Origin of the sequence: Streptomyces sp. FXJ1.172 (assembly GCF_001636945.3) — a bacterium.
Taxonomy (GTDB): domain Bacteria; phylum Actinomycetota; class Actinomycetes; order Streptomycetales; family Streptomycetaceae; genus Streptomyces.
Genome location: NZ_CP119133.2, coordinates 7,474,723 through 7,486,706, shown reverse-complemented (window position 1 = coordinate 7,486,706; position 11,984 = coordinate 7,474,723). Strand labels below are relative to the sequence as shown.

Sequence of the window (11,984 nt, the reverse complement as noted above, 5' to 3'; positions counted from 1 at the left end):
TGCCGGTCATTGCGGACGGGGACCGGGGGCAGCCCTGCAGGGGCAGGAACCCACCGAGCGGAGTCCCCGCCACGCCACGTACAGCGCAGCACCCTACGGGGGTGGCCTTCACGGACGTAATGCAGCAACCTTGCGCGTCCCCGGATGATCATTGCGTTCATCGGCCGAGAATGCCAATTCGTTGCACACGGGCTGCCGACCGTTGCGCAGCTGTCCCACAGATCCCCTTTGCGAAGTCTTGAACATGCCGACGGCCCCCGCCGGTCCCGGGCTCGGGATCAACGGGGGCCGTACGGAAGGGACTTGAGAGGCCTGGAGGCCTTGAGGGTCAGCTCCAGCTGGCGTGCAGCGGCTTGCCCTCGGCGTAGCCGGCGGCGCTCTGGATGCCGACGACGGCCTTCTCGGCGAACTCCTCCAGGGAGCCGGCACCCGCGTAGGTGCAGGAGGAGCGGACGCCCGCGATGATCGAGTCGATCAGGTCCTCGACGCCCGGGCGGGCCGGGTCGAGGAACATGCGGGAGGTGGAGATGCCCTCCTCGAACAGCGCCTTGCGGGCCCGGTCGTAGGCCGACTCCTCCGACGTGCGGTTGGCCACCGCGCGCGCGGACGCCATGCCGAAGGACTCCTTGTAGGCGCGCCCGTCGGCGTCGTGCTGGAGGTCGCCCGGGGACTCGTAGGTGCCCGCGAACCAGGAGCCGACCATCACGTTGGACGCACCGGCCGCGAGGGCCATGGCCACGTCGCGCGGGTGCCGGACACCGCCGTCGGCCCACACGTGCTTGCCGTACTTCTTCGCCTCGGCGGCGCACTCAAGAACCGCGGAGAACTGCGGCCGGCCCACGCCGGTCATCATGCGGGTGGTGCACATGGCGCCGGGGCCCACACCGACCTTGATGATGTCCGCGCCGGCGTCGATGAGGTCCTTGACGCCCTCGGCGGAGACGATGTTGCCCGCGGCGATCGGCACCTGCGGGTCGAGCGCGCGCACCAGCTTGATCGCGCTGATCATCGACTCCTGGTGACCGTGCGCGGTGTCGATGACGAGCGTGTCCACGCCCGCGTCGAGCAGCTGCTTGGCCTTGCCCGCCACATCGCCGTTGATGCCGACGGCGGCGGCGATGCGCAGCCTGCCGTCCTTGTCGACGGCCGGCGTGTACAGCGTGGCGCGCAGGGCGCCCTTGCGGGTGAGGATGCCGGCCAGCTTGCCGTCCTTGTCGACGGCCGGGGCGTAGCGGCGGTTGTGGTGGTCGAGGGTGTTGAAGGCCTCGTGCGGGTCGATGTCCGCGTCGAGCAGCAGCAGGTCCTTGGACATGACCACTTCGAGCTGGGTGAAGCGGTCGACGCCGGTCAGGTCCTGGTCGGTGACGACACCGACGGGCCGCCGGTTCTCGTCCACGACGACACCCGCGTTGTGGGCCCGCTTGGGCAGCAGGGCCAGGGCGTCGGCGACCGTCTGGTGCGGGGCCAGCACGATCGGCGTGTCGAGCACCAGGTGGCGGCTCTTCACCCAGGAGACGACATCAGTGACGACGTCGATCGGGATGTCCTGCGGGATGACCACCAGACCGCCGCGGCGGGCCATGGTCTCGGCCATGCGGCGGCCGGCGATGGCGGTCATGTTGGCGACGACGAGCGGGATGGTGGTGCCCGTGCCGTCCGGCGAGCTGAGGTCCACGCCCTGACGCGAGCCGACCGCGGAGCGGCTCGGCACCATGAACACGTCGTCGTACGTCAGGTCGTACGCGGGCTGGATGTCATTGAGGAAACGCACGTGCTGCACATCCCAGTCGTTCAGAGGTGACCCCCGACAGGTGTGCCAGGGGAAAAGAGCACGTACCTCATTGTCCCATGACGGGAGACTTGTCATGCCCCAACAGAACGTCCAGGCCGGAGGCAGGGCCTTAGGAGGTTCCTCCAAGGGCCAGCACGACGGCCAGGGACGGCGTACGGTCCACCGCCTCCGTGAACACCTCCTGGGCCGTCCGCCACTCCTCGGGGCGCGCCTCGGCATACGGCTGCCAGCCCCGGACGACGATCAGCATCCCCTGTTCCACGGCGCCCGGCGGCCACACGGTGTGGTCGCCGAGCGAGTCGGCCAGCGCGTCCCAGTTGCGGCCGAACCAGTCGGGCAGCGTCAGGGCGCGGGCGGCCCGGTCCATCAGGCTGGCCTTGTCGGTCACACCGTCAAGATCCAGCGTGACCAGGTGGCGGCCCGCCAGGTCTTCGCTCATCTCAGCACCGCCCGGAACGAGTTGTAGTGATCATCGGTGTAGTAGATCTCCCCGCCCCGGCCGGTGACGATGCGCCGGGCCCCACGGTCGCGCGAGCCGGGCGTCCTGACCGTGTACTCGTGGTAGTAGCCGCGCGGGCGCCCGGGCAGATGTCCCTCGAAGTTCCCGAAGACGACCCCGTCCTTGGCGTACGGGAAGGGGCCGCCCTTGTCGATCAGGGCGAGGGTCCTGCGGGCCTCGGCCGGCAGCTGGGACTCCCTGACGGTGCCCATGCCGTGGGCCCACGCCGGAGCGGACGCGGCCGGCTCCGTGCCGGAACCGGTCCCGGCACCGGACCTCGCCTGCGGACCGGACGAGCACCCCGCGAGCAGCACGGCGAGCACGACGGCCAGCAGCCCCGCGAGCGCACGGGGCAGGCTCCGGGGCACTCTCGGCATGTGGGGGCCGAAACGCGACAGCATGCGGAGATGCTCCCACGCCCAGCCCGCTCCTCGGCCAGGACGACCCGCCGGGACGCCATGACCCACCGCGCCTCGGCGAGCCGCCCGGACACCACGACCGACCGAGCCGCCACAACCGACCGAGCCGCCACGGCCTGCCGGGGCCGCCATGACCGTGAGGATCCGCAGGACCGGCCCCGTCAGAGCCCGTCCGGGTCCGCCCGGCTGAGTGCGGGCTTCGGGGTCGGGCCCGCTGTCATCAGGTAGTCCGCGGCCGAGGTGTCCGTGACCAGGCTGGTGACCAGCCCGGACCGCAGCACCGCGTCGATCGCGGCAGCCTTGCGCTGCCCGCCCGCGATCGCCACGACCTCCGGGATCCGGCGCAGCTGGTCGGCCTTGACCGTGATGCACCGCTCCCCCAGGTCCCGGCCGATCCTGCGTCCCTCGGCATCGAAGAGGTGCGCGGACATCTCGGCGGCGACACCGAGCGAGGCGTAGTGCGCCCGCTCCTCGTCGCTGAGCATGTCGTGCACCGTCGAGATGCCCGGCTCCCAGGAGCCGATGGAGACGCAGGCGACCGTGACCTTGTCGAAGTACTCGAAGGCCCGGGCGATCCCGGTCTGATTGCGCAGCGCCGCCGCGGTGGCCGCGTCCGGCAGCAGCATCGGCGCGTAGATGGGGTGCGCGTCCCCGCCCGACACCTGCGCGGCACGGCGCACGGCCTCCACCGAGCCGCGCTCGGCGGTCCCGGCGTCGTACACGCCCGTCAGCTGCACCACCGTGCACGGCGGCAGCCGGTCGAGCGCCGCCGCCATGTGGATCGTGGACCGGCCCCAGGCCAGCCCCAGCACGTCCCCCTCGTTGACCAGTTCGCCGAGCAGGTCGGCGGCGACCTCGCCGAGGTTCTCGGGGTCGGGGGTCTCCTCGGCCTCGGCCGGGGACTCGACCACGACGGCGTGCCTCAGGCCGTAGCGGGCGCGGAGCGCGTCGGAGCGCTCGGCGTCCAGTTCGGCCGGCACACGGATCTCGATACGCACGAGATCCCGTTCGAGGGCCGTCTCCAGGACCCGGGCCACTTTGAAGCGGCTGACGCCGAACTCCTCTGCGATCTGGATCTTGGATTTCCCCTCGAGGTAGAAGCGGCGGGCCATGGCCGCCGCCTGGACCAGCTCAGCGGGTCCCATCCGCATGGCTGACCGGCCCGCCGACATACCCGACACGGCGATCTCCTCACTGCTGTTCACACTCTGGATTCGCCGTTCATCCTTGCAGATTCGGGGCGACTGATCTGCCCTGATGGGCGCCGTTCACTTAACCGTTCACGTATCTGTGGCTCAGTGGTCGCATGCCCAGGACGCCTTGGCGGTAACGCCCTCCGCCTGGGCGCGCAGGGCACGGACCGCCTCCGCCGGGTCCTCGGCCCCGTACACCGCCGAGCCGGCCACGAAGACGTCCGCTCCCGCGTCCGCGCACCGCTCGATCGTCGACGCCGAGACACCGCCGTCCACCTGCAGCCACAGCTGGAGGCCATGCTTGCCGATCAGCTCCCGGGTGCGGCGGATCTTCGGCAGCATGATGTCGAGGAAGGCCTGGCCGCCGAAGCCGGGCTCGACCGTCATGATCAGCAGCATGTCGAGTTCCGGCAGCAGGTCCTCGAACGGCTCGATCGGCGTCGCCGGCTTGAGCGCCATGGAGGCGCGGGCACCCTTGGCACGGATCTCGCGGGCGAGTCGCACGGGCGCGGCGGCGGCCTCCACGTGGAAGGTGACGGACGAGGCGCCCGCCTCGACGTACTGAGGGGCCCAGCGGTCGGGATCCTCGATCATGAGATGGCAGTCCAGCGGGGTGTCCGTCGCACGCGCCAGGGACTCCACGACCGGCACGCCGAGCGTGAGGTTCGGGACGAAGTGGTTGTCCATCACGTCGACATGGAGCCAGTCGGCGCCTTGGACCGCCTTGGCCTCCTCCGCCAGGCGGGCGAAGTCGGCGGACAGGATGCTGGGGTTGATCTGCACGGCCATGCCCCAAGACTGCCATGTCCGGAGCACTGATGTTCGCGCCGGTCCACAGGCAGGACCAGTTCATCGTACGAGTACGACGAATGCCTCCGCCTGTGGACGACGCCCGACGAGCCCGTGGCCTCAGCCGGTACGACGGATGAGCGCCAGATACATCGCATCGGTGCCGTGCAGATGCGGCCACAACTGGACGTCCGGCCCATCGCCGAGCGCCGGCACGCCGGGCAGCAGCGGGCGCGCGTCGACCAGCTCCGTCTCCGGGCGCTGCTTGAGCACGTCGGCGACGACCGACCGGGTCTCGGCAAGGTGCGGCGAGCAGGTGGCGTAACCGACGATCCCGCCGACGCGCACCGAGTCGAGCGCGGTGCGCAGCAGGGCGCGCTGGAGCGGCGCGAAGTTCTCCAGGTCCTCCGGGCGCCGCCGCCAGCGGGCCTCGGGCCGCCTGCGCAGCGCGCCGAGCCCGGTGCACGGCACGTCCATCAGCACGCGGTCGAAGGTCCCGGGCCGCCACGGCGGCCGGGTGCCGTCGGCGGCGATGACCTGGTACGGCCCGGGATTGCCGGCCAGCGCCTTGGCGACCAGCCCCGCCCGGTGCGGCTGCTTCTCGGAGGCGAGCAGCGTGGCTCCGCGCTCGGCGGCGAGGGCGGCCAGCAGCGCGGCCTTGCCACCGGGCCCGGCGCAGCCGTCGAGCCATTTCGTGTCGGACCCCTCGACGGGCGCGTTGGCGAGCGCCAGGGCGACCAGCTGACTGCCCTCGTCCTGCACCCCGGCCCGCCCCTCGCGCACGGCCTCCACCGCGCCCGGCTCACCGCCCTCGGCGAGCCGCACGGCGTAGGGCGACCAGCGCCCCGGCACGGCGGCCTCCTCGCGCAGCAGTTCCCCGGCGGTGGCCCGCCCCGGCCGCGCGACCAGGGTCACCTCGGGCCGCTCATTGTCGGCCTCCAGCAGATCCTCGATCCCGGCGCGTCCGCCGCCGAGGGAGTCCCAGAGCGCCGAGACGACCCAGCGGGGATGCGAGTGCACGACGGCGAGGTGATCCTCCGGGTCCTCGTCGTACGGCGGCGCGACCTTCTCCAGCCACCCGTCGAGATCGTCCTGGGCCACCTTCCTCAGCACGGCGTTGACGAACTTCGCCCGCCCGTCACCGAGCACCACCCGCGCCAGCTCCACGGAGGCCGACACGGCGGCGTGCGTGGGGATCCGGGTGCCGAGCAGCTGGTGCACACCGAGGCTGAGCACGTCCAGCACCGGTGGGTCGACCTCGCGCAGGGGCCGGTCGACACAAGCGGCGATCACCGCGTCGTACGTCCCCTGCCGCCGCAGCGTGCCGTACACCAGCTCGGTCGCGAGAGCCGCGTCCCGGGCGTCGAACTTCTCCGGTCCTTCCTTCTCCCGCGCCTTGCGCAGCAACGGCGGCAGCACGAGGTTGGCGTACGCGTCCCGCTCGTCGACCGCGCGCAAGGCCTCGAAGGCCAGGATGCGGACGGGATCCTTCTGCGGACGACGGTAGGGCTTGGCGGGCTTACGGGGCCGCCGGGACTGCTCAGTCACGAAAAAGGTGCTCCGGATATGAAGGAAGGGTGCGGTGTCCAGCGTACGTCGAGGCGACGTCGCACCGGCGGTCCGGGGCGACGACCGCCCGCACCCACGCCCCGGGTCCCGGGCACCACGCGGCCCGGGAACCATGCCGCCCCGCGGGCCTCAGCCGCCCAGCGTGTCGCTCTCGGAGATGCGCACACCGCGGGCCCAGTCGGCCGCACGCATCGGCTTCTTGCCCTGGGCCTGCACCCAGAGCAGCTCGACGGCGTACGAACCCGTGCCCACGTGCACGCTGTTCTTGCCGGCCGCCATCCGGCCCGGTGCGAGGTCGGTGCGCTCGGGCACCGGCGTGACCTGGATCAGCTTGAGCCGCTCGCCGCGGAAGGTGGTCCAGGCACCGGGCGCCGGGGTGCAGCCGCGCACGACGCGGTCCACGCGCAGCGCGGGCGCGGCCCAGTCCACCTGGGCGTCCTCGACAGTGATCTTCGGCGCGACGGTGATGCCCTCGGCCGGCTGCGGTACGGCCTTCAGGCTGCCGTCCTCGATGCCGTCCATGGTCGCGGCGAGCAGCCCGGCTCCGGCGAAGGCGAGCCGCGTGAGCAGGTCTCCGCTGGTGTCGGTGGACCTGACCTCCTCGGTGACGGTGCCGTAGACGGGCCCGGAGTCGAGTCCCTCCTCGATGAGGAAGGTGGAGGCGCCGGTGATCTCGTCGCCCGCCATGATCGCGTGCTGCACCGGCGCGGCCCCGCGCCAGGCGGGCAGCAGCGAGAAGTGCAGGTTGACCCAGCCGTGCGCCGGGATGTCGAGGGCCACCCTGGGCAGCAGGGCGCCGTAGGCGACGACCGGGCAGCAGTCCGGGGCGATCTCCTTCAGCCGCTCCAGGAACTCGGGGTCGCGCGGCTTGAGGGGCTTGAGCACCTCGATCCCGGCCTCCATCGCCCGCTCGGCCACGGGCGACGCGACCAGCCTGCGCCCGCGCCCGGCCGGCGCGTCGGGCCGCGTGACGACGGCGGCCACCTCGTGCCGCCCGGAGGCGATCAGAGCGTCCAGGGCGGGAACTGCGACCTCGGGGGTACCGGCGAAGACAAGCTTCATGGGCGGGATCGGGCCTCTCGGGCGGGGGTTGGACGGGCAGCGCACCAGTCTATGACCACGGGCGGAAAGCCGCCGACGGCGAGCGCACCCACAGGTTGTCCAGCCTGTCCGCCGACAGAACAGGCGGCGCGCGGGTGGGCACACGGCGTACGCATATGCCCGTACGCCCCCAGCCCGTGACCAGCGGAGCGCACACGCGTTGGTCAAGAAAGAGTTGACCACATCGGGCCGCTTTCGCGGCCCAATTCCTTTCAACGCCGGTTCGAGAGGCTTGTTCATGGCCGACCACGCAACCCACGACGCCCAGGCCCGGGCCAGCCTGCACTTGCTGGTGCGGGACATCGAGCGGGTCCGCCGGCAGGTGGACGCACTGCGTACGCTCACCGCCCAGCTGGGCAACGTCTACCGCCCGCGCCGCTCCGGCCCGTCCACAGGCTTCGTTGTCTACGGACGCGCCCCCGCCCCGACGGTCCGCCTCGCCCAGGAACTCCGCGACAGCGTGGAAACCCTGGTCACGGCCGCCGTGGACTTCGACCGCTCACTCGGTTTCTCGTGGGACGCGGTGGGCTCGGCGCTCGGAGTCACCAAGCAGGCGGTGCACCGCCGTTACGGCGCCCGCCGTGCCGCGGCCCAGGCGGCCGCCGAGGCCGAGCGGTCCCCCGAGCCGTCCGGCACGCGCACGCTCAATGTGAACACGGGCCTGCCGTCGGTCCCCACGGTTCCCGCGGCCCGCTCCATGCCCACCCAGCCGACCGCGGGCAGCCCCGCCCTGCGCGACGACGCCCGCCCGACGGCGTTCCCCGGGCCGCGCAACGGCTGACGTTCCCCGAGCCGTGCAACGGCTGACGCCCCCGCCCTGCCCTCCCGGCCCCTTTCCGGGAGGGCAGACTTGTCCCGGAAGCCCTCCGCCGGCCCCTCCGCCGCGGCCTCCCGCTGCTCCCCCCTCAGCCGATGTCCGGCGGATCGATCCGTACCCGAACCGCCTCAGCGCTCCCGCTCCCCCGCGCCATCCGAGCGGCCTGGGCGGTCTTCAGCGCGAAGGCCAGCGCCGCCCCGCTCCCCGGCGGGACCCGGACGAGCGCCCGCTCCCAGTGCTCACCGGGCGGCGGCGCCCCGGGCCTGCGCGGTCGGCCGGGAGGTGTGGACGGCACCGGCACCGGCCCCAACACCTCGGCGTCCGGCGGCAGTTCGACCGAGGTCAGGAACTCGGCGACGGCAGCGGGCGCCCCGGTGACGGCCGCCATCCGGGACACCGGCGGGAAGCCCAGCTCGGCCCGCTCGGCCAGTTCCCGCACCGCATGCCCGACGGGGTCCCAGCGCACCAGCGCCTGCACCGGCCGCAGGGTCGGCTCGGCCACCACGACCACCGTGCCGCCCTCGCCCTGCGGCCGCACCAGCGCGCCGGCCGCGATCCACCGGCGCAGCGCGTCCTCGCCGGCCCGCAGGTCGGGCCGTACGAGCATGGCCCAGCCGTCCAGCAGGAGGGCCGCCGCATAGCCGCCCTCCGCCACGGGTTCGGCGCCCGGGGTGCTCACCACCAGCGCGGGTGTGTCCGGCACGGTGTCCAGCACGTGTTCCCGTCCCGAGGTCCGCACCGGTACGGCGGGAAAGGCGCGCCCCAGTTCCTCGGCCGTCCGCCGCGCTCCCACCACCTGGGCGCGCAGCCGGAAGCCACCGCACTGCGGGCAGTGCCACGCGCTCTCCTCGCGCCCGCACCAGTCGCACCGCAGAACTCCCGCGTCCTGCCCCTGGAGCGGTCCTGAACAGTGCCGGCAGCGCGCGGGCGCCCGGCACTGGGCGCAGGCCATGCGGGGTGCGTAGCCGCGCCGGGGCACCTGCACCAGCACCGGACCGTGCCGCAGTCCCTCCCGGGCCGCCTGCCAGGCGAGGGTCGGGAGCCGGGCGGCGCGGGCGGCCTCGTCGCGTGCGAGGTCGTCGTCCCCGACCGTGCGGACCAGGGGCGCGGCCGCCCGGACCTGCTCGCGGCCGGCCACCAGCGGCCGGGCCCAGCCGCTCTCCACCAGCTGGGCGGCCTCGACAGTGCAGCTGAATCCGCCGAGCAGAAACGCGCACTTGTCCAGCGCGGCGCGCAGCAGCAGCACGTCGCGCGCGTGCGGCTGCGGGGCATGCTGCTCGCTGAGGCTGTCGTCGCCGTCGTCCCACACGGCGACGAGCCCGAGATCCCGCACGGGCGCGAACATGGCCGCCCGCGTCCCGACCACGGCCCGTACGGATCCACGCCGCACCGCGAGCCACTGCGCGTACCGCTTCTCGGGACCCGCGTCGGCGGTGAGCAGCGCATGCCGGCCCGCGCCGAGCAGCGCGGTCAGCGCGACGTCGACCCGCGCGGCGGCCCGCCCGTCCGGTACGACGACGAGGGCGCCGCGTCCCGAGGCGAGCGTGGCGGCGACGGCCCGGGCCAGTTCCTCGCTCCACGACGGACCCGGCAGCGCGTTCCAGACGGCCCTGGGTGCTGCGCCCGAGGCCAGGGCCTCGAGAAAGGCACCCCCGTGCTCGTACCTCGCCCAGGGCCCGGCGTCCGGGGTGTGCGGCGGCGGCAGCGGCGCGGGCGACGACCGCTGCTCGGCACGTGCGCTGCGCGGCGGCACGGCCAGCTGGAGCACATCGGCGAGGCTGCCCGCGTAGCGGTCGGCGACGGCCCGGGCGAGGCCCAGCAGCTCCTCGCTCAGCACCGGCTCGGGCGACACGACCTGGGCCAGCGCGGCCAGCGGCCCGGAGTAGTCGGACTCGGCGCGGCGCTCGATGAGGAACCCGTCGATCAGCCCGCCGCCCTCGCGGCGCCCCTCACGCACCCGGTGCCGCCCGGCACCGAACCGGACCCGCACGCGCACTCCGGGCTGCGCCTGGCCGTCCAGCTCCTCGGGCACGGCGTAGTCGAAGTACCGGTCGAGGTGCAGTACTCCCTTGTCGACGAGCACCCGCGCGACGGGCAGTTCCTTGGCGAGCGCGGCCCCCCGCCAGGTGCGCGGCTTGGCGCGCGGCGTGTTCGCCTTGCGCACGCTCTCCCGGATGAGCGCGAGCTGCTCCGGCGGCGCACCCTCGGCCCCGCCGTCCCCCGCTGCCCGGGACACCCCGTTCTCGCTGCTCACGCTTGCATTCTTACCAAACCCCACTGACAACGGCCCCCGCCGCCTCGGACCGCTCCGGACACGCCGAGGCCCGGCCCCCGAAGGGAAGCCGGGCCTCGGCGAGAAGGAGGTGCGGGCTTACAGGCCCGCTGCCTTGCGGAGGGCGTCCACGCGGTCGGTGCGCTCCCAGGTGAAGTCGGGCAGCTCACGGCCGAAGTGGCCGTACGCAGCCGTCTGGGCGTAGATCGGGCGGAGCAGGTCGAGGTCGCGGATGATCGCGGCCGGGCGGAGGTCGAAGACGACGTCGATCGCCTTCTCGATCTTCTCGGTCTCGACCTTGTTGGTGCCGAAGGTCTCCACGAAGAGGCCGACGGGCTCGGCCTTGCCGATCGCGTAGGCGACCTGGACCTCGCAGCGGGAGGCCAGGCCCGCCGCCACGACGTTCTTCGCCACCCAGCGCATCGCGTACGCGGCGGAGCGGTCGACCTTGGACGGGTCCTTGCCGGAGAAGGCGCCGCCGCCGTGCCGGGCCATGCCGCCGTAGGTGTCGATGATGATCTTGCGGCCGGTCAGGCCGGCGTCGCCCATCGGGCCGCCGATCTCGAAGCGGCCGGTCGGGTTGACCAGCAGGCGGTAGCCCTCGGTCTCCAGCTTGATGCCCTCGTCCAGCAGGGCCTTCAGCTCCGGCTCCACGACGAACTCGCGGATGTCGGGAGCGAGCAGCGACTCCAGGTCGATGTCGGAGGCGTGCTGCGAGGAGACGACGACCGTGTCGAGGCGGACGGCCTTGTCGCCGTCGTACTCGATGGTGACCTGCGTCTTGCCGTCGGGGCGCAGGTAGGGAATGGTGCCGTTCTTGCGGACCTCGGACAGGCGCTTGGACAGGCGGTGCGCCAGGAAGATCGGCAGCGGCATGAGGGTCGGCGTCTCGTCGGAGGCGTAGCCGAACATCAGGCCCTGGTCGCCCGCGCCCTGCTTGTCCAGCTCGTCGGCCTCGTCGCCTGCGGCGGCGCCCTCGACCCGGGACTCGTACGCCGTGTCGACACCCTGTGCGATGTCCGGGGACTGCGCGCCGATGGAGACCGACACGCCGCAGGAAGCGCCGTCGAAGCCCTTCTTGGAGGAGTCGTAGCCGATCTCGAGGATCTTGCCGCGGACGAGGGTCGCGATGTCCGCGTAAGCCTTGGTCGTGACCTCGCCGGCCACGTGCACCAGGCCGGTGGTGATCAGCGTCTCGACGGCGACCCGGGAGGTCGGGTCCTCACGCAGAAGCGCGTCGAGAATGGTGTCGCTGATCTGGTCAGCGATCTTGTCGGGGTGACCCTCGGTCACGGACTCCGAGGTGAACAGGCGACGGGACACTACGCTCCCTGTGGTTGCAGCGGCTGCTGGCTGATCATTTGCAGTCGGCACGAGGGCTGCGCCCGGTGCCGACCCTGAACAGTTTATCGGTCGCACTCGCGCTGTGGGCCACCGTCTCGCCTCTCGGGAGCGCTGTGACCTGCGGCACGGGCATTCTGCACAATGCCGGGCCGCGTTGGCCAGGGTCGCCACACGCGAATTGATCGTTCC

10 protein-coding genes are annotated in these 11,984 nt (G+C 72.7%); 1 reads left to right on the top strand and 9 read right to left on the bottom strand.

Features of this window, described 5'->3' with window-relative positions:
* Nucleotides 1-328 precede the first annotated feature (328 nt).
* The 7 genes from A6P39_RS33730 to fmt form a co-directional block, all read right to left on the bottom strand.
* A complete protein-coding gene (locus A6P39_RS33730; protein WP_067046524.1) occupies nt 329-1,771 on the bottom strand; it encodes a GuaB1 family IMP dehydrogenase-related protein in 1,443 nt (480 codons plus the stop codon).
* Nucleotides 1,772-1,901: 130 nt separating this feature from the next.
* Nucleotides 1,902-2,231 carry a barstar family protein gene (locus A6P39_RS33725; RefSeq protein WP_067046374.1) on the bottom strand — a complete coding sequence of 110 codons (330 nt, stop codon included), beginning with the start codon at nt 2,229-2,231 and terminating at the stop codon, nt 1,902-1,904.
* Nucleotides 2,228-2,692: a ribonuclease domain-containing protein gene (locus A6P39_RS33720; protein ID WP_079133417.1), complete on the bottom strand. Its 465-nt coding sequence runs from the start codon at nt 2,690-2,692 to the stop codon at nt 2,228-2,230. The genes A6P39_RS33725 and A6P39_RS33720 overlap by 4 nt, the downstream gene beginning before the upstream one ends.
* Nucleotides 2,693-2,871: 179 nt before the next feature.
* Entirely contained in the window at nt 2,872-3,915 is a 1,044-nt protein-coding gene (locus tag A6P39_RS33715; protein ID WP_067046372.1) for a sugar-binding transcriptional regulator, read from the bottom strand.
* A gap of 90 nt (nt 3,916-4,005) precedes the next feature.
* Nucleotides 4,006-4,692, bottom strand: a complete 687-nt coding sequence (rpe, locus tag A6P39_RS33710; RefSeq protein ID WP_067046370.1) for a ribulose-phosphate 3-epimerase — start codon at nt 4,690-4,692, stop codon at nt 4,006-4,008.
* A 120-nt stretch (nt 4,693-4,812) separates the two neighbouring features.
* Nucleotides 4,813-6,240 carry an RsmB/NOP family class I SAM-dependent RNA methyltransferase gene (locus A6P39_RS33705; protein WP_067046368.1) on the bottom strand — a complete coding sequence of 476 codons (1,428 nt, stop codon included), beginning with the start codon at nt 6,238-6,240 and terminating at the stop codon, nt 4,813-4,815.
* Between the two features lie 150 nt (nt 6,241-6,390).
* The gene (gene fmt, locus A6P39_RS33700; RefSeq protein ID WP_067046365.1) at nt 6,391-7,323 is read right to left on the bottom strand and encodes a methionyl-tRNA formyltransferase; all 933 of its coding nucleotides are present in this window, start codon (nt 7,321-7,323) and stop codon (nt 6,391-6,393) included.
* A 277-nt stretch (nt 7,324-7,600) separates the two neighbouring features.
* Between fmt and A6P39_RS33695 the strand changes: the two genes are divergently transcribed.
* On the top strand, nt 7,601-8,143 hold the full coding sequence (locus A6P39_RS33695; protein WP_067046363.1) for a hypothetical protein: 543 nt from the start codon (nt 7,601-7,603) through the stop codon (nt 8,141-8,143).
* Nucleotides 8,144-8,267: 124 nt separating this feature from the next.
* Here A6P39_RS33695 and A6P39_RS33690 read toward each other — a convergent pair whose 3' ends face one another.
* A complete protein-coding gene (locus A6P39_RS33690; protein ID WP_067046361.1) occupies nt 8,268-10,433 on the bottom strand; it encodes a primosomal protein N' in 2,166 nt (721 codons plus the stop codon).
* 117 nt (nt 10,434-10,550) lie between these two features.
* Nucleotides 10,551-11,774 (bottom strand): methionine adenosyltransferase, encoded by a 1,224-nt coding sequence (gene metK, locus A6P39_RS33685; RefSeq protein WP_067046358.1) that lies wholly within the window; start codon nt 11,772-11,774, stop codon nt 10,551-10,553.
* Between the last annotated feature and the right edge of the window lie 210 nt (nt 11,775-11,984).